The sequence below is a fragment of the Ectothiorhodospira lacustris genome (genome assembly GCF_022227845.1).
Lineage (GTDB): Bacteria > Pseudomonadota > Gammaproteobacteria > Ectothiorhodospirales > Ectothiorhodospiraceae > Ectothiorhodospira > Ectothiorhodospira lacustris.
This window is the reverse complement of sequence record NZ_JAJNQN010000009.1, coordinates 1-17,658: the sequence shown is the minus strand read 5'-3', so window position 1 is coordinate 17,658 and position 17,658 is coordinate 1. Positions and strand designations below refer to the sequence as shown.

15 protein-coding genes are annotated in these 17,658 nt (G+C 54.6%); 3 read left to right on the top strand and 12 right to left on the bottom strand.

Annotated elements, in window-relative coordinates; genetic code table 11:
- The first annotated feature begins 37 nt into the window (after positions 1 to 37).
- Entirely contained in the window at positions 38 to 2,200 is a 2,163-nt protein-coding gene (locus tag LQ956_RS15010; protein ID WP_274521509.1) for a methyl-accepting chemotaxis protein, read from the top strand.
- An 8-nt stretch (positions 2,201 to 2,208) separates the two neighbouring features.
- On the opposite strand, the gene LQ956_RS08050 is transcribed toward LQ956_RS15010, so the two are convergent.
- Positions 2,209 to 3,771 carry a GGDEF domain-containing protein gene (locus LQ956_RS08050; protein ID WP_238629742.1) on the bottom strand — a complete coding sequence of 521 codons (1,563 nt, stop codon included), beginning with the start codon at positions 3,769 to 3,771 and terminating at the stop codon, positions 2,209 to 2,211.
- Positions 3,772 to 3,843: 72 nt separating this feature from the next.
- Positions 3,844 to 4,407 carry a CIA30 family protein gene (locus LQ956_RS08045; RefSeq protein WP_238629743.1) on the bottom strand — a complete coding sequence of 188 codons (564 nt, stop codon included), beginning with the start codon at positions 4,405 to 4,407 and terminating at the stop codon, positions 3,844 to 3,846.
- A gap of 333 nt (positions 4,408 to 4,740) precedes the next feature.
- Here LQ956_RS08045 and bluB point away from each other — a divergent pair, with 333 nt between their 5' ends.
- Positions 4,741 to 5,493, top strand: coding sequence for a 5,6-dimethylbenzimidazole synthase (bluB, locus tag LQ956_RS08040; RefSeq protein ID WP_238629744.1), 753 nt, complete (start codon positions 4,741 to 4,743; stop codon positions 5,491 to 5,493).
- A gap of 400 nt (positions 5,494 to 5,893) precedes the next feature.
- Here the strand turns inward: bluB and LQ956_RS08035 are convergent, their stop codons facing one another.
- From LQ956_RS08035 to LQ956_RS08005, 8 genes are all read right to left on the bottom strand, one after another.
- On the bottom strand, positions 5,894 to 6,451 hold the full coding sequence (locus LQ956_RS08035) for a DUF1643 domain-containing protein (protein WP_238629745.1): 558 nt from the start codon (positions 6,449 to 6,451) through the stop codon (positions 5,894 to 5,896).
- A 137-nt stretch (positions 6,452 to 6,588) separates the two neighbouring features.
- Positions 6,589 to 7,551 carry a calcium/sodium antiporter gene (locus LQ956_RS08030; RefSeq protein ID WP_238629746.1) on the bottom strand — a complete coding sequence of 321 codons (963 nt, stop codon included), beginning with the start codon at positions 7,549 to 7,551 and terminating at the stop codon, positions 6,589 to 6,591.
- A 729-nt stretch (positions 7,552 to 8,280) separates the two neighbouring features.
- Positions 8,281 to 9,462, bottom strand: a complete 1,182-nt coding sequence (locus tag LQ956_RS08025; protein ID WP_238629747.1) for an IS4 family transposase — start codon at positions 9,460 to 9,462, stop codon at positions 8,281 to 8,283.
- A gap of 182 nt (positions 9,463 to 9,644) precedes the next feature.
- Positions 9,645 to 10,898, bottom strand: coding sequence for an ATP-binding protein (locus LQ956_RS08020; protein WP_238629748.1), 1,254 nt, complete (start codon positions 10,896 to 10,898; stop codon positions 9,645 to 9,647).
- 92 nt (positions 10,899 to 10,990) lie between these two features.
- Entirely contained in the window at positions 10,991 to 11,155 is a 165-nt protein-coding gene (locus LQ956_RS15105) for an HNH endonuclease (protein WP_430733476.1), read from the bottom strand.
- 58 nt (positions 11,156 to 11,213) lie between these two features.
- Positions 11,214 to 11,393 carry a hypothetical protein gene (locus LQ956_RS08015; protein ID WP_238629749.1) on the bottom strand — a complete coding sequence of 60 codons (180 nt, stop codon included), beginning with the start codon at positions 11,391 to 11,393 and terminating at the stop codon, positions 11,214 to 11,216.
- A gap of 106 nt (positions 11,394 to 11,499) precedes the next feature.
- Positions 11,500 to 11,766, bottom strand: coding sequence for a hypothetical protein (locus tag LQ956_RS08010; RefSeq protein WP_119701426.1), 267 nt, complete (start codon positions 11,764 to 11,766; stop codon positions 11,500 to 11,502).
- Positions 11,767 to 12,173: 407 nt separating this feature from the next.
- Complete coding sequence (locus LQ956_RS08005; protein ID WP_238629750.1) at positions 12,174 to 13,214, bottom strand: hypothetical protein; 1,041 nt, start codon at positions 13,212 to 13,214, stop codon at positions 12,174 to 12,176.
- 757 nt (positions 13,215 to 13,971) lie between these two features.
- On the opposite strand from LQ956_RS08005, the gene ltrA reads away from it, so the two are divergent.
- Complete coding sequence (gene ltrA, locus LQ956_RS08000) at positions 13,972 to 15,234, top strand: group II intron reverse transcriptase/maturase (RefSeq protein WP_238629751.1); 1,263 nt, start codon at positions 13,972 to 13,974, stop codon at positions 15,232 to 15,234.
- A gap of 104 nt (positions 15,235 to 15,338) precedes the next feature.
- On the opposite strand, the gene LQ956_RS07995 is transcribed toward ltrA, so the two are convergent.
- Both LQ956_RS07995 and LQ956_RS07990 read right to left on the bottom strand, forming a co-directional pair.
- Positions 15,339 to 16,805, bottom strand: a complete 1,467-nt coding sequence (locus LQ956_RS07995; RefSeq protein ID WP_238629752.1) for a hypothetical protein — start codon at positions 16,803 to 16,805, stop codon at positions 15,339 to 15,341.
- Positions 16,806 to 16,897: 92 nt separating this feature from the next.
- A partial coding sequence (locus LQ956_RS07990; RefSeq protein WP_238629753.1) for a hypothetical protein occupies positions 16,898 to 17,658 on the bottom strand: 761 nt, incomplete at its 5' end.

The window sequence follows — 17,658 nt, the reverse complement described above, 5'->3', positions numbered from 1 at the left end:
GTGCAGATTTCCCGGATTGTTACCAGGACGGCCCTTGATGTCGATCAAAGCAAAAATCTCCGCCGGTTTCGCGACCGTTGCTCTCATCACCCTTGCGCTGGGAGGCCTGGGCTACTGGGGGGCGGTCAAGAGTGAGTCCGCCATCAACGAGTTGGGGGCCTTGCGACTTCCTGCGGTGCAGACGGTACTGGAGATGCAAGTGGCGCTTGGCGAGGTGGTGAGCAGTTTTCGCACCCTCATGGATCAGACCGCCACGCAGGCGGTGCGGGCCGTACAGTACCAGACCATCGACAATGCCCGCACCGAATACCGTCAAGCGGTCGACCGCTATAACGCACTGCCCAAGAGCGCCGACGAGGCAGCGGCCTGGGAGGCTTTTCAGACCACCCTGCCCAACTGGCTGCAGGCCAACAATACCATCCTCAGCCTGCACCAAGAACTGGATGAGATGCGACGCACAGACCCTCAGGGAGACTTCACGACCCACTGGCGCCAGATTGCCGCGCTCACCATGGGGGACACCCTGCGCCATCAGGAAACCGCATTTCAAGCACTGGACCAGTTGGTGCAACTCAACATGGGAGCAGCGGCATCGGAGGTGGATAAGGGCCTCTCCCAGGCCCGGTGGCTGGAAGGCATCAGCCTGGCGGCCGTGATTGTCGGCGTACTGCTCGCCACCCTGCTGGGCATCCTGATCACACGGGGCATCACCGGACCGCTGAAACTGCTGGTGGACTCCGTGGAACGGGTACGCGGCACGGGTAATTTCAATGACCGGATCATCTACCACGGGAAGGATGAGATCGGCGCCGTGATCACCGCCTTCAACGCCCTGCTCGAATCCCAGCGACACGCCCTTGAAGAAGTCAACACGGCAGTTCACGCCCTGGCGACCGGTGACTTCGGGTCGCGAATCACAGGTCATTATGCTGGCGACCTGGACAGCCTCAAGAAAGGCTTTAATGCAAGCGCCGACACCATCCAGCTCACCATGGATGAACTGGCCAAGGTCATGCGAGCCTTGCGGGCCGGGGAATTCAGCGTGTCCATTGACCCCAATCGAGTGCAGGGCGAGTTCCGACGCATGCTGGAAAATGCCTCGACCGGGATGCATTCGCTGGATGACAGTACACAGGGCATCGTCAGCGTCATGGAGCAGGTGGCGGCCGGGGTGTTTCGACACCGAATCGAGGCCGAAGCCGCCGGACAGATGCTCAAACTCAAGCACATGGTCAACGACTCCGTGAGCGCCCTGGAAGAGGCGGTCCACGAGATCCAGACGGTCATGATCGCCCAGGCCCGTGGCGACCTGAGCCTGCGGGTCGAAGGCCGCTATGCCGGTGACCTGGCGATATTGGCAACATCGGCCAACAACACCGCAGAAAAACTGTCCGACATCATCCATCAGATCAACGAATCAGTGCTCAGCGTCAGCACGGGCGCCGGCCAGATCTCGACGGGAAATACCAACCTATCGCAGCGGACCGAGGAACAGGCCGCCAGCCTGGAAGAAACCGCCACCAGCCTGGAGCAGATGACAAGCACCGTCCGGCAGAACGCCGACAACGCCCGTCTGGCCAGTCAACAGGCCAATCAGGCCAACACGGTGGCGGAAACAGGAGGACGTAAAGTTAGACAAGCCATTGAAAACATGCGCGAACTGACAGCAAGCTCGGAAAAGATGACCAGCATCATCAGCGTCATCGACGGCATCGCCTTCCAGACCAACATCCTGGCACTCAATGCTGCCGTTGAAGCTGCACGGGCGGGTGAGCAGGGACGAGGCTTCGCGGTTGTCGCCAGTGAGGTCCGCACCTTGGCACAGCGCTCTTCAGCCGCTGCAAAGGAGATCCAGTCGCTGATCAGGGAAGATATCGGCATCGTTGAAAACGGCACTCGACTGGTGCATGAAACCGGCGCATCCATGGAGGAAATCATACTGGCGATCAAACGTGTCAGCGACATCATCGCAGAAATCGCGGCGGCATCGAATGAACAAAGCCAGGGCATTGAACAGATCAACCAAGCGGTGTCGCAGATGGATGACGTCACCCAGCAGAACGCCGCCCTGGTGGAAGAAGCTGCCGCGGCGGCAGAATCCCTGGAGGATCAGGCGGAACAGCTGGCCGCCGCCGTTGCCGTGTTCCGCCTCAGAAACGCACGGCAGCAACCTGGCGGTCTTTCCCGACTCTCCGGATAAAGAACCATCTAAGTTCGAATTTCCAATTCGGTGAATGGCGCGGGTCCGCGACGCCGGATCTTCTCTGCGTACATGGCCTTGTCCGCTCGATGCAGCAAGGCTTCGACATCCTCATCGGGTTCCCAGACCACCGCGCCGATACTGGGTCCCTTATAGTCGATGCCTGCACCCTCCAAGTCGAATGCCCCCATCAGGGCAAGGCCGATGCGGTCGGCAAATTGCCTCGCCTGAAGTGGGGGTTCCGTGCCGTCACCGGATCCCGTGGTCACCGCCAGGACGACGAACTCATCGCCTCCATAGCGGGCCGCAAAGTCCCCCTCTCGCAGCGCTGCGCTCAGACGACGGCCAAACTGTGCCAGAAAATAATCCCCGCTACGGTGCCCATAGCGATCATTGATCTGTTTGAAACCATCCAGGTCGATGAACAACACAACCACGGACTCACCCAGTCGGGCGGCCTGCGACACCAGGCGCTGGGCCGTCTCGAACAGATAGCGGCGATTGGGCAGGCCCGTCAGGGGATCGTTCAGCGCAAAACGGGTCAGTTCACGATTGGCAGCCTGGAGTTGTTCGTAGTCCCGTAGCCGAATGGCCAGCAGGGAAAGATAATTGGACAGGGCGATCAATAGCTGACCATCACCACCGCCCAGAGCCACCGATTCATCAGCCAAAATCAGGATGCCGCCTTCCAGGTCGCTGTGCGTCGCCGCAGTAAGCACACCCACGCCCCCCCTGACGCCCAGACCCAACTTGCCCCGCAACTCGTGAATCACCTCCCCTTGCCGGTTTTCGTCCAGCAAGGGGGGATTGTCTCGGGAGTGCATGTGTTGCACCGACTCGCCCAACGCTTCCAACACAGCCCTGATAAGTTGTTCCTGAACGTCCCGCTCCCGACCCTCTTCAACCACAGGGCGGCCCGCCTGCATACGAAAACAGACGATGTACCGCCAAACCGGAATATCCTCCAAGCGTTTGGCCACCTGTTTCAGGGTCTGATGAAGGTCGCGGGCTTCAAGACACAGGTTGCCGATCTCTGATGCGATGGCCATCTTGTGTACCAGCGCCTCGGCTCGCTCCGCCCGATCGGTGGCTGTATCAAGATTGATCTCTCGCAGCAGCTGTGCGGAGATGACTTCGGCAAACATGCCGACGATGGCCATGGCCTCGGGAGCCACCTCCACCGGCCGGCAACTGGCACCGCAGAGAGTGCCCTGAACCGCGCCGTCGGCACCACGGATGGGAAAAGTAAGGTAGGTCTTCACGCCCAAGGCGGTGCTGGCCGGGGAGTCCGGCCAACGATCATCCACATCGTTGACCAACAGGCGCTCATCCGCCAGAACACGGCTGCAGAGGGTGTCTTCCCAGGGGCTCGACATACCTGCAACGATCTGCAGTTCATCGGTATTATGGGCGAAGAGCACCGTCTGAGTGCCCATGGAAATTCGGGTGAGGAACACCGACTCCAGGCCGGTGACCCGCTGCAGGATGCCCAGCAGGGGCTGTATGGTTGCCGCCACACGCGGCGCCCTGGCGGCCCCGGCGGCGAATTGTTGGATCTCTTGCAGCCACATTCCGTAAGTATATGTCTTCAGTCCGGGAAGTAGAAATCGCAGCCGCAGGGGCGGGAGGTGTCGCAAGCCCCATCAGCCTGACAGGCTCCTGGCCGACCTGATGGCCAACCGGAATGATCCTGCCTGTGGACGACCCATGGCGACGACCGCCCCTTCCGCGCCCTCCTCCATGGGCACCGATGCGCCGCCTGACGGATCTGTCTGCCGGGCGATCAAGAGACCGATTCGACAGACCCGCTCCAGCACCAGAGGCGATGCATTGGGTACCGGCCGCCCGTGATAACCGGGCACGAAGTCCCGGACAGGCAGCCGGACCTGCGTCCAGACACCCGCCGGTGGTTGAAACACGGTCTGATAGCTGATGCCGTCGAACTGTTCATCCATCCGCAACGACAGCTTGTAGGCCTTGCCGTCGCCGCACACCTCAAGGACAAGGACATCGGTTCCAGGTGCAAATCCCGGAAACAGATCGCTACGCACCGAGGCAAAACCGCCCCCCTGCTCCAGGGACATCACCCCTTCAAACACCGCAAAGCCCGCCGGATCATAGCGCAGGCAACTGCGCGAAACCCCACCCATCACCCGGTCATCAACAGGCTGCCAGGTTTCGACTACGGCCGGATCCGAAAAATCCATGACGTTTTCTCCCAAGGGCATGAGTCCTGTCTCGGGACAAGAATCCCCATGCCGGTTTCGCACTGACCAACAAATTATGCACCTGAACGGTCAAGTCAGGGATGTTTATGAATACGCCATCCCCGCAAAAGCGGGAACCCAGCGGGAAGCTCCAAGCCCAGATCAGTTCAGAACCCGTCGTTCCCGCGAAAGCGGGAACCCAGAAACAGACTCAAGCCCTAGAATCCACTTTCGCGGGAGCATCGGCCCAAATGACCGGAACCACCCGCCAGCAGGCCCCCGACCAGTCTGGGGGGCTATACTGCCCATCTCGCCCATCAAAGACCGACTGTCATGCAAAAAGATCAACCGATACCCGACACCCACCGCTTCAGCGAAACGGAACGCACAGCCATCTACCGCAACATCCTGTGCCGACGGGACGTACGGGGACAGTTCCTCCCCGACCCGATACCCGACGCCATGCTGGCCCGCATCCTCACCGCCGCCCACTTCGCCCCCTCGGTGGGTTTCATGCAACCATGGAGTTTCGTGGTGGTCAAGGATCCGGAGGTGAAACGCCGGGCCCACGAAGCCTTCAGCCTCGCCAACGAAGAAGCGGCGGAGATGTTCGAGGGTGAGCGTCGCCAGATCTACCGCAGCCTGCGACTGGAAGGCATCATGGATGCCCCCATCAACCTGTGCATCACCTGCGACCGGGATCGCGCCGGCCCCGTCGTGATCGGCCGTACCCACGACCATCGCATGGATCTCTACAGTGTCGTCTGCGCCGTGCAGAACCTGTGGCTGGCCGCCCGCAGTGAAGGGCTGGGCGTGGGCTGGGTCAGCATTTTCCGGCCCGAGGACATCAAACGGGTACTCAGCCTCCCCGAGGACATCGTGCCCGTGGCCTACCTCTGCATCGGTCGCGTCAGTCACTTCCACGACAAACCGGAACTGGAAACCGCCGGCTGGCGCCCCAGACTGCCGCTGGAACAACTGATCCACATGAACGGCTGGGGCCAGCCCCCCGCCGCCGACGACCCGCTGGTGGAGGCCATCCAGGCTTGCCAGAGCAAGGCCGATCAGTCGGACCTCCCTCTTTGAGGAAGCCAGCGACGTGCCGTCATATGGGTAAGCCCCGCGACGAACATGCCGCACCCTGCGCACCAGCCGAGTAACGCCAGCTCCAGCACCGAGACGAGCGCGCCCAGGGCGGCACCGAGAGGTACGACGGTCAGCCATCCCCCCGACGCTGAAGGCCCGAACCTCCGGCAACGAGAGAGACCCACGTGTCTCAACGGTCGTAATGCGCCCGACCGGGTGAAACGGCCTTGGCGATTCGTTGGGTAACCAGCGTTGAAGGTCACCATGGTTGCATGGTCCTTTGAACTCCGGAGGAAACGCCCCGTGCGGGCCCGCATGCGGGGTGTTGTGGAGGCCGGGGGAGAAAAACCCCCGGCTATCCGATTTAGGCATTGATATGCCAGCTTGGGGCACATGGCCTCTACACAAAGAATGGAATCAACGGCGCGTCAATCCGTTGATAGAGAGGGTGAACCGGAGAGCCGTTTTTATTCTTACCAAAGCAATAGACCTTCGTTGGGTCACACACTTCGCGCAAGATCGCCTCTACCTCAGGACCACGGCCTGAATTGTGACCAGGATTTCCCCAGCTCACTACAACGATTCGTGCTCTGGCCGCTATTTGCCGAATCCATTCATCGTTATCCGGAAGGTTTACCACCGCTGTTCTGGCCAAATCTGACGAGTAAGTGCCTCGAATGGACATGACGTTAAGTTGGTAATACGCACCAACACTCCAGTGCTCTCGAGCTCGACGAACCATCCCATCTACAGTTGGATCGCCAACGTCCTCAGCTGCACCAGATGGATTCATGCTAATGCCGCAGGCGTAGTCGTCTGGATTGCCCCAATACCGGAAGAGCGTGAAACGGTGGGTTCTGTCACAGCTAAAGACTGTCCGTTCCACGATGAGTGGATCGACCGACGCGTCAGGAAGCGGGGCTGTTGAGCCGATCGCTGCGGTTGTGAATTTGGGCATCAATCTATCTCTTAGTCGACAGGTTGTAGTTAGATAACGGTGATGCCTAACGCCGCCAACACGCGCGGCTTCGTAGTGGAGGCGAAGTCGCAACGGAGAAGCCGTCGCTGTGCTTGGCCTTGTTAGGCCATTTTATTTCAGCCACCGAATACCGTGAAACTCAACCAGACGTAAATTCCATATCCAATTAATAGCACTCCACCTTCCCTGCGGCTCAGGCGGCGCCCAGTGTACAAGAATACAAGCAAAAGCAACGATGTTCCCAGCATGACCCATTGATCAAACTGCAAGATTCTTGCGTGAACCGGAAGTGGCTGAAGTAGAGCGGACACCCCAAGAATCCCCAGCAAGTTAAAGATATTGCTGCCAAGTATGTTTCCGACAGCCACGTCTGCATGTCGCCGAATAGCTGCAATTACCGATATGGATAGCTCGGGAAGAGAGGTACCCACGGCCACCAGCGTCAAGCCAATGACCGCCTCTGGCACACCAAAGTGCGCTGCAATACCAATGGCTCCAATCAGAAGAACCTGTGATCCGGCAATTAAAAGCAGCAAGCCAAAAACCACCGCTGTTACAGTCCATAACACCGACTTCGGAATGGTGGAAAGCTCATCTGCTTCAGCTTGATGTAGTTCACCCGAGGGCGCAGCGTGAAAACTTTCGCTCCAGTAAGCCCAGACTAGGTAAGCGCCCAGAGCGACAAGGAATATAGCTGCATCTACGCGCCCTAGCGCACTTCCTCCAACCAGAACGAGAAACAGTACACTTGCTGCTACTACCGTGACCGCGTCTCGCCTCAGTGCCAATGGCTTGACCGCCAATGGCGAAATCAAAGCGCAAATGCCGAGTATCAGTAAGATATTGCCGATATTGCTACCAACAACGTTGCCAATAGCGATGTCTGGTCGACCTTCCACCGCAGCATTGACTGAGACCACCAACTCAGGGGCCGAGGTGCCGAATCCTACTATTACGAGACCGCTTAGCAACGGCGATACACCGAGTCGCTTTGCCGCTGCCAGCGAGCCTCGAATTAGCGCCTCACCACCAACGGTGAGCAAAGCAATACCGATAAGCAGAAAGAAAATGTTCAGCATATAATTCCTTAGGTAGCCGGCGCCAAGATTGGGGGCCGTCGCAGTAGGAACGCCGGTTACCCGACGCCCCCTGCACAGATCCCGGCGTGCGGTTTTCCCGCACCGGGCTCTTCAGTCATACTCACTCGCGCAGAAGGACGGTCCCTCACGCAAGCCCCCGATTCCGTATCCCCTGCATCGCCTCAACCGGTGTCGGAAACGCGTAGGCCTCCAGCACCCGCCTGAGACCTTCCCAGGTCAAACTTCGCCTTTCACTGCGACGGTTCAGCCACTTGTAGAGCAACCGGATTGCCGCGGTGTGAAAACACCGCAGTGAGCTGATGTTACCGATGGCACGGAAGTAATTGTAGTGCCCCCGTACCTTGCGCTTCATCGTCGCCAACAGTATCGGCAGACGAAGATGCCGGTGTGTCTTCAGCCAGTCCTTGCAGGCCCGGATGCTACTGCGCAGCTTCTTGCGACTGGTCCGCCGCCATACCCGCGGTGTCCCCTTGCTATCCGCTTCCCAGTAAAATTCAAAACCAAGGAAGGTGAATCGCCGGGTCCGTGTTGGGTGAAAACGGCTGAAGCGGTGAATGCACGTCTTCTCCGGGGCCGCCTGGAGACCAAAGGCCTCCAGTCGCCTCGGCAAGGCTCAATGTCGTCAATTTAGGCCATCACCCCCGGCAATGGATTGATATATCTTGATTTTCTAGGGTTGGACCGCCCTGGCCGGATCATCTCTTGATCTTAGATGATCCATTGGAACAGATCCAGGATGGATTTTTCTGAATTGTCTGCTGACCAGAGCGAGAAGAACCGGTCACGGAGCTTGAGCAGAGTGGCCCGGAAGTTGATGCGGTATTCCCTGGAGCGTCCGGTCGTTCGCAATGTTGCCACCGGCTGAGACAGGGCGGCGCTGATGGCTGCCAACGTGAGAGTCAGGAAGCGGGCGTAGATTTCCTGGTACACGCCTAACCGGCTATGGGTGCGGAAGCGTTCGACCTGAAGCCAGGTTTTGAAGGCTTTGTAGGATTCCTCAACGCCCCAGCGCTCGGCATAGAGGGATTTGAACAGATGGGCCGGGTGGGTCTGTGTATCAAGCAGGTTGGTTGCCAGGATCTCGATGTGCCCCTTGCCCAGGTCGATGCGGATCAGGCGCAGCGTCAGGGGTTGTTCACAGACCTCCAGGGCGGCGCAGTCACTGCGCATCGTGGCGCTGGGTGTCCACAGAATCACGGTCTCCGTCTCGCCGGAGGCAACGAATTGGGTGACCTGGGTAGTGAAATTCAGGGTCAGTCGGGCACAAAAAGCCACTTGGGCATGGCGATGGGCAGCGAACAGGGCAAATGAGGGGAAACCACGGTCATAGATGGCCAGATCGTCAGTTCGCAAACCACTGAGCAGGCGTTCGGCCAGGAAACGTTCTCCCATGTACACCGGTGAAAGCTCACAACTCAGCGGCACGCGGGTCAGGACATCATGGTGGCTGACCAACAGAGCCATCGGTCGCCGGGTTTGGGTCTGGTTGCCCTGGGTGCCAAACTCATCGGCCAGGTCGTCGTTGAGTGGCAGTCGTATCTTGGTGCCATCCACGGCGACAAGCCGATAGCCCATCCAGCGGCGGGGTGTCTGCACCGCATGGAAGGTGTTCACGGCCTGCTGCTGCAGGCTGACCAGGGCTTCATAGGGAAACTTTTGACAGGCTTTGGACACCGCTTGCTTGGTGACACTGGCCTCCTCTCCCAAGTCGCGAAACAGCTTGTCAATGCCGAACTGGAGAGAAGGGACCGCGCCGGAGAGGAAGAACAGCACCATGCGCTTGAAGGTCAGCGAGCGTTGCCGGGAGAAATCCCGGGGGTGGTAACAGTGCTCCCGGATGAACGTGGGATCACTCACCGAGGAGTCGATACGGTTAAGAATTATTCTCATAAAGGCAAGCGGGTTTCTGAAGTGCCGTCAACAAGTTTTTCATGATTTGAATATCTCCAGCCTTGCCGTGAATTGCTTTTATTTTAACAAAATCATACGGTTATTGTTTTTTTTAAGTTGACGGTATTGGCCAGATGCGCCGCGCTTTGCGCGGCGCGCTAACGCCAAAATCAGTCGGCGCTTTAGCGGTCGGCTGCATTTTCTTGTTCTACATCAGGAAGTAACGTTAAGTTAGCAAGCCTAATGTAGCTTGGCATTCTTGGATCATTGAATTTATATACGCCTTTTGCCAAGCGGCGCAGAATTGTGTGATTTCCATCTGAGACAATCTTTTGGAGGTAATTATTTAGCCAGCCTTGATTGATCTCTACTCCCCATAATCTCTCATAAGCCAGCCGTAGGGATGATGATTTAAATTCCACATCGGTTATAGACGAGGCTGCTATTAATATTTTCCGAAACTCTTCAGTATTGGAGGATCTAGTGGCTTCGTTGTACGCGGTCCTTAAGACTCCCTCTGCGTCACCGCACGCATCGTCCGTTGCTGCTTGTATGTGCCCCAAGGCTATTTCGCCTCGTCCCTCACCGATAGCTTTTTCAGAAGCTTTCAAGGAAAGCAGATGTGTAAAATGAGCGTACCCTGCACTTACGTTGACGATCTTCCTAATTGCTGATTGAGAAAACTTTACGCCGATCCGAATTCCGCCTTCCTCAATAATTCCTTTAACCTCAGAATCGCTCAGTTTAGGTAGCGGAGTCTCCTTCAAACAACGTTGGACAGATTTATGACCATGAGTCAATTCACTGGCCGTTTCAGCAATTCCCACGATCAAGAATTTTAAAGGAGATCCTTCGTCAGATAGCTGTTTAACTAGTTCTGCAACCTTCCATTTTTCCTCTTTTCCAATAACATCGATTTCATCGAGTAAAAATAACGCATTGATATCTTTTACCTTCTCTGCCACCCAGCTCGGGGAGTTAGCGCGATCTGATACTCCCTTTAAGCTAACTGTATCCGTGCTCTTTGACTCTACTCCTGCATCAAATACAGGAATTTTTATTCCAGCTTTCCCACCTTCTGCCTTTTGCTGTTGGGACGAACTTACTTGCAGGTCGATCCCAACCTCATTTAATAACTTTTCGATAATCGTTATAAAAGTATCGTCACTATCACATCTCTTTTTTATAAGATTATCATTCTTTAATGGCTTAAGTGTTTCTGCAACGACGTTGGCTAAAGAGCTTTTACCAACGCCTCGGTCTCCAAATAATACAGAATGCTGGCCTGGGGTGTTTATCTGTTGAATTATTGCAGTTATTTCCTTGGACCTACCATAGAACAGGCCATGGCTCATTATCGGTTGATAAGGGGTAAAAATATCTCTTACGCCAGAACTTAGAATCTTTTTTTCTTTCTCAACATCGAACGGGTCCATACAATCCTCAATTTACTATGTAGAACGCTTTGCTCACCGGAAAATTGGGAGCGTAGCGAGTAATTTTTCCGCGTGCAGCAACTTGTTACATGCTAGAAGCGAATTATGTCTATGTTTGCTTTTTTAGCATGATACTTTCTGTGGCATTCAGGACATTTCGTTGCCATGGTGTAATAGTTAGCAGGACCTCCCTCGCTATAGTAAAGCAGGTGATGCCCATGAGCATCTTTGTAAACACCACCACAGCGTAAACACATATAGCCTTCTCGTTCTTTAACTTCTTTCTGAGCTTTGACATGACCCGGCGGTCTTTTCTTACTCATCATCAACCTCTTTATTTTCTAAAAGCTGAAGTACCTTATGAGGAAGTGATCTCTCATCGCCAATAACTATCGTTTCACGGGCATTTGGAGCAATTTTCCGCTTCGCCTTCATAACTGCCGCGGCTATTTCATGTAGACTTTCTTCATCTGTGTTGTCAATCGCAATGATCATGCGATCTCGCCCACCTACAATAGACTTTTCTTCACTCGGGCCATTTGGACAAGACCTAGCATTATGCCCAGTTTTACCACACTTAGAACATGCCATAACGACCGCCTTAAAATGTAATTACTTTTGGCGGATTACTACCTTTAGATCCTTTCTTTTCCTTTTCTACCTTTTTGCTGATATGAATCTCACCGTCACCTTTCGTTATTTTCCATGTTTTATTACTCAGTCGAGGATAGCCATTTTCATCTATATCTAGAATAAAGAACTCCGCACTTCCATCTTTATGTCTTACTAATATTCTGTTCTCCCAAAGGCCTATAATCTCATCGCCTTCTTTGAGGATCTTAATTTCAACTTCAACTTCATTTGCCATAACTCAACCTCGACTGGTTATTTTAATTTGATGCATGTAACGAATAAAGCTGAGCAGTCTTGGCGGAGCGCAGCGCAGCCAAGATCTGCTCTTGCGAGTTGTTGGGGCTATCATAAGTGGCTCAAAGCCCGCGCAGCCTGGAGCCGAGGTAGCGCCATCAAGATCCGCAACGGCAGAAAAATGAGGGCTCATCAATGACACAAAAACTTCGCTGGATCAACTCCGTTATCCAGCGAAGTTTTTGTGTCATTGAATAGCATGATTTTCCGAATTTTTCTGCTTAATTTTTCTCTTGATGGCATCAAACGGTATGCAAATAAAATTCCGTATTCCTGCCCCAACGCGAAGCACAGCGGCGGCCCGTCAGGGACGTCCGGCGGCCATCGGCCGCGAACTGATGCGCTTTGTTAGGCTGACTCGATGGAAAGAAACTCGTCATCACCAATCTCGACTTCTTCTTTGACCAGGACTTCGACAAGCTTCTTTACCTTTATCCAGTCCATGTCAGGTTCAAACTTACGAGTTGCTCTCGTGAATTTGCATTCCATTGTGCGATCAAATAGCTCCACAGTGGTACGTCGCGGGTGCTTCCCAAGACTTGATGCAAAGAAGCTGCTATGAACCTCATAATGATGCGAGTGCACAAAATCAGACCAACTGTCAGTAAGTTCATCCTCCGACCTAATATCGATGAACTCGAAATCTTCAAGATTTCTATCATCGACTGAGCCCCAAGCCTCTTTCATCAGAGCAATAGCTTCCGAATCAGTCTTGGGAGCGCTATAGCCGAAGATAGTTACGAGATAAGCACTCCTAAGCCTGTTGCGAATTGCATTCCAGTTATCTTTAATATACGGATCTTCCGCATAGTTTTTCTCTCGGATTGGGTATAGTAGACGACCAGGCTGAAAGTAATTACCGCACTGCGGGCACTTCGCATAAATGATGCCGCCATATTTATGATCTGGGCAACACCCGACGAGAACATTCCCATGGAGGAACGCAAGATCTGGGAGGTCTTTCGTTATTTTTGATACCCGTTGATACGCTTGAAGTAGCAGAGGATCCCAGTTAAAGGTTCCTACTAAGTCCTTCTTCCGTAAAGATAGTAAAAGTAAATCGTATATATTTGGCTCGTCAGGAATTTCTATTGCTGAGAAATATCCTCTAATCCTTTGATCTAGAAGCGACCTAATTTCGTTGCAATCGTCCCGTTCATGAAGCTCCGTGTATATATCCTCAAGATTGCTGCTTTTGGTTTTAAGTCCAGCGTCTTGGATTATCTGAGTCATCCCAAGTTTTTCAATAAAGCCATCCATGACGGATGACTTTTTTCCATTCTTGTCACCATTCGGTATTGCGGCGACAGTTGCGCCCGCTCCAAGAATGACTACATGAGGACGATTTTTCATAATGCGCTGAAATTCTTTTGCTTTTTCTGGAGTCATGATCAATTAAACTTTTTGGGCCTAACGCTTGAGCTCAGCTGCGTTTGAGTCGACGTGAGGGCTTGGCGTAGCCAAACCGAGCGGCGAGTTAAACGTCAGCTGCAGCGATTTGTGTACGCCCGGCATGGGCATGAACTGATGGGGTGAAAGTCCCCTGTAGGAGTACCTGTGATGTCCACACTGTGGACCAACGTAACTACTAGCCGACGGCAAGGGCAGCCCCGTGAGGGTCTGTCTGGAGGAAGCCCGAGCGCAAAAGTGCGAGCCGACGGACAGAAACCGCATAGAAGGCTCAGTCCCCGGGCGAGTCAGCACAAGGTGACAAAGCCCATCAGGTGCAGGGGATAGGGTAAATGCGGCGGTTGTGCACTGAAAGTTCATGTCCTTATCCGGGGAGATCTGTTCCGCATGCGGCCCGTGCCGCCATGGGAGTCGAACTGAGGCCCAGTCCGAAAGGACTGGATACGCCATCGAACCCTACCGTGGCTGTGGTCGCCATGGGAGCCGGACTGAGGGCCAGCCCGAAAGGACTGGGCATCCCACCGGACCCTACCGCGACCCGGGCAGCGCGTCCAACGGCAACGTTCGACGTGACGGAGCAGAGGTCAGCCGAAGCCATAGTAATCGCACGCCCGTGGACGGGCCTCGCGGTGAAGGGCCGAACATGAGAAGACAAGGCGGAGCCGTGGATTGCTCGCACGCGTCGTCGAACCCGTCCGGGGGAGACGCGTCGCGGCGTGATACCACGCAGCCAGCCTTGCACGACGACCTGATGGAGCGGGTGCTGGCAAGCGAGAACATGCGACAGGCATGGAAGCGGGTGAAAGCCAACAGGGGCGCCCCCGGTGTCGATGGGATGCACATCGAGGACTTCCCTGAGTTCGCGCGTTCGAACCTGCCGGTCATCCGCCAAGCCTTGCGTGATGGCACCTACCGGCCACAACCGGTGCGACGAGTGACCCTTCCCAAACCCGATGGGGGCGAGCGACTGCTTGGCATCCCGACGGTGACGGATCGGGTCATTCAACAGGCCATGGCGCAAGCTCTGGGGCCGATCTTCGATCCAGGATTCTCGGATTCGAGTTTCGGCTTCCGACCCGGACGCTCCGCCCATGGAGCACTGAGACGGATACAAACCCATATCACTGATGGCTACCGCATCGCCGTCGACCTTGACCTGGCGAAGTTCTTCGACACGGTCCAGCACGACATCCTGATGGCCCGAGTGGGCCGCAAGGTGCGCGATAAACGGCTGCTGGCGTTGATCGGCGAGTATCTGCGGGCGGGTGTGCGGGTCGGGGATACTCTTGAGGCAACGGTGATCGGGACACCCCAGGGTGGTCCCCTGTCGCCCTTGCTGGCCAATATCCTTCTGGATGACCTGGACAAGGAACTGGAAGCGCGAGGGCATCGGTTCGTCCGGTATGCGGACGACCTGCTGATCCTCGTGCGGAGCCACCGCGCCGGGGAACGAGTCATGGCGAGCGTGTCTCGCTTCCTGACCGGCACCCTCAAGCTGGTGGTCAATCCGCACAAGAGCCGCGTGGTCAGGACCAACGACTGCCAATTCCTGGGATTCACCTTCCGGGGAACCAAGCTGCGATGGTCCGAGCGCGCCTATCAGGACTTCCGTCACCGGCTGCGAAAGCTCACCGGCCGGAGCTGGGGCGTGTCCATGGATCACCGGCTCAAGACGCTGACGGAATATGTCCGTGGTTGGATGGGCTACTTCGGCATCTCGGACTACTATCGGCCCATTCCCGAGCTGGACCACTGGCTGCGACGACGTATCCGCATGTGCTACTGGAAACAGTGGCGCGGGGTGCGAAACCGTATCCGCCACCTGCTGGCCCTGGGAACGCCAAAACGCGCCGCCATCTGGACAGGCATGAGCTCCAAAAGCTACTGGCACCTGTCCCGATCCCTCGGCACCCAGACCGGGATGACCAATGACTGGCTGCAATGCCAAGGCTTGATCAGCATCCGCGATCAATGGATGAAAGCGCATGGTTATACCTGAAATCGTCGTGTGCTCCCTTCTTATGAACCGCCTAGTGCGGACCCGCATGCTAGGTGGTGTGGGGAGGGCGGGCTAAACACCCGCCCTTACCCGATTAGCCCTCATCATCCCCCCACCTTCGAAGCCGAGACTTTTGGCGTTGCATCGATGACAATCACGTTCTCAGCGTTTTCCTGCTGAATGGCCTTGAGCGCCCGGTGGACCTTGGCGATTTCAGCCTTCGTGTAACAAAGAACCACCTTGATATCAGAAATCGACTTTGATGCTTTTTTGTAAATTTCGGTCTGATTTTGCAAGTTCTTCTTAAGGGAACTAGAGCCACCAAGTTTAAATTCAACTATCGTTGAATCCCGACTCCCAAACGAAACCTTGTAGTCGGCGGGGCCTCGACCGTTGTTAACTTCGGCGTTTACGTCGTATGGCGAAGCAAACCAGGTCAGACGAAAAATTCGTTGGACCGTTTCCTCCGTTGAGATTGGCTTGCCATCCTTGTAGAAAATTCTGTAGCCGTCGTTGTCCTCAATCACCTGCTTAAGGAAGTGTGCCCGCTTCAGAGCCTCACCATAGCTGGTGGGCTCGATACTGTAGAAATCGCTGTTCGCAAACAGGTGTTTACAGAAGTCTGTGAGCGTGGCTAGTAGCTCAATTCGCAATTTCTCAACTTTCTCAGCAGAAAGTACAGATGCCTTGTCCTTCTCCGATTCTTTTTTCGCAATGTAGTAGTCGAGAATTTCAGGGTATTTCTGAACCGTTGCATCAATTGCCCGTTCAATATCTAGCTTTTTAGGGTTGGTCGGAAGGTGTTTTTGGAAGTAGAGGTTTATAGCATCTCGGAGCGCCGCGTTGTCCAAGGAGTTTGCAACGTTCCTGAACTGACTCGTGAAATCGCTGTGACAGATGAAGGCCTCATCTTTTGTCAGTATATCCACGGGTGTTAACAGTATGAAATCCTCATCCCGATCTCCCTTGTAAAAGTATGGAAGCTCGAAAGACTTCGGAGTCCAGACCATAAGGTCACGATCGAAGCTACAGCGCACCGTGAAAGTTTTGCGTTGTTGTTGAGAAAGATGCTGTTGTGCAAATTTCTGTGAGTAGCTCAGCAGAAATTCCAGCATGAGATTAGTTGTGAAATCGCTGATGAAATCGCGACCAATTCCTGACCCAACGAGTGTCAACTTCTCTATGTGAGAAGCATCGGTGACTGTCTCGGCCCCAAAATTGCGATAGAAGCCATTAAATGCGCCTATCAAGTTGCGAGCGAACTTGGGGCCTAGACCCTTACCGTTGTTGCCCCACTTACACATTCCAAGCCAATTCTGTGGGACTTCTGGGAACTTAAAAAGTGAAGACCCAATTGAAGGGTTATTCGTGGCAAGTTCGCGGAGAAAAATCAGATGTCCGACTATCTTGTCGTGCAGGGCCTGATACTGGGGATTCTCAGATGAGAATAACAGAAACGGATCAACAAAAAGTGGAAGATCTGCTTCCACGCATATGTTGAGTGCCCCATACCGATCCACCACCTTCTGGTCGATTTCGAAGTACTCGTTAAACAGAAGCTGTGGATTCATGAAAAGGCCTCCATGTGGGCTAACGCTTGCAGTTGCGGCGGGTACGGAGCGCAGCGTAGTACACGTCCGACAACCTGCACTTGTTAGAAATCTCATCTGTAATTGCACGACTCCACAGAAAAGCGACTACCCATGTGGTTGTCAGGAAAGTAGGCCAGCACTTGGTCTCCGCCAATAAATACGACGGCTTCTGCTCCCTGAGCCGAAACATTAGTACAGAGATGATTTTCGTGGAAGTCTGCCCATACAGCGAATCGCTCTACAAGCGGTTCAAATGAGCTTGCGAGGTGAAAACTCATTGTTAAAAAAAACGCCCCGACAAGAATAAATAGCACACTGCCCACCCATGCCTTCCATCCGAGAGCGGGTCGGTTCGGCGTTAAAAGGGACAAAGGCAACACATATGTCAGAAGCGTGCCGAGTAGAATAAATCCGACCCATAGCCAACCAATAACATCTTGGCGATATATAAGACCAAAAGGCGCATACAGAACTGCAAGGAGCGTCGTGGATATCCCGAAGTGGCCTGGATCAACATGGAAAATCTTGTTTATAACACCGCGGGCCCATTTGCTGGCGTAAATTGAATACGCGAACAATGCGCCAACCCCAAATATCCGCAACTGCCATACCGATGCAGCTTCTTTAATGAATTTCCCCAGTCTTGACTGAGGCAACCAAATAGCCAACAGTACAAATGGCAACGCCCCGCCGAGAAACATTGACCCTAGCGCTATCCAGGCATTCCCAATCAACAGAGTGGCAGCAATTGAAACGACCCATGCGGCCACCAAAGCGATTGAAACTCTTTTGGAGCTAAATTTTTTATCTATTGTCAGTGACATATCATTTT

Coding starts and splice junctions, on each gene's coding strand:
- LQ956_RS15010 (WP_274521509.1), top strand. CDS start 38: ATGTCGATCAAAGCAAAAATCTCCGCCGGTTTCGCGACCGTTGCTCTC.
- LQ956_RS08050 (WP_238629742.1), bottom strand. CDS start 3,771: ATGTGGCTGCAAGAGATCCAACAATTCGCCGCCGGGGCCGCCAGGGCG.
- LQ956_RS08045 (WP_238629743.1), bottom strand. CDS start 4,407: ATGGATTTTTCGGATCCGGCCGTAGTCGAAACCTGGCAGCCTGTTGAT.
- bluB (WP_238629744.1), top strand. CDS start 4,741: ATGCAAAAAGATCAACCGATACCCGACACCCACCGCTTCAGCGAAACG.
- LQ956_RS08035 (WP_238629745.1), bottom strand. CDS start 6,451: ATGCCCAAATTCACAACCGCAGCGATCGGCTCAACAGCCCCGCTTCCT.
- LQ956_RS08030 (WP_238629746.1), bottom strand. CDS start 7,551: ATGCTGAACATTTTCTTTCTGCTTATCGGTATTGCTTTGCTCACCGTT.
- LQ956_RS08025 (WP_238629747.1), bottom strand. CDS start 9,462: ATGAGAATAATTCTTAACCGTATCGACTCCTCGGTGAGTGATCCCACG.
- LQ956_RS08020 (WP_238629748.1), bottom strand. CDS start 10,898: ATGGACCCGTTCGATGTTGAGAAAGAAAAAAAGATTCTAAGTTCTGGC.
- LQ956_RS15105 (WP_430733476.1), bottom strand. CDS start 11,155: ATGTGTTTACGCTGTGGTGGTGTTTACAAAGATGCTCATGGGCATCAC.
- LQ956_RS08015 (WP_238629749.1), bottom strand. CDS start 11,393: ATGATCATTGCGATTGACAACACAGATGAAGAAAGTCTACATGAAATA.
- LQ956_RS08010 (WP_119701426.1), bottom strand. CDS start 11,766: ATGGCAAATGAAGTTGAAGTTGAAATTAAGATCCTCAAAGAAGGCGAT.
- LQ956_RS08005 (WP_238629750.1), bottom strand. CDS start 13,214: ATGACTCCAGAAAAAGCAAAAGAATTTCAGCGCATTATGAAAAATCGT.
- LQ956_RS07995 (WP_238629752.1), bottom strand. CDS start 16,805: ATGAATCCACAGCTTCTGTTTAACGAGTACTTCGAAATCGACCAGAAG.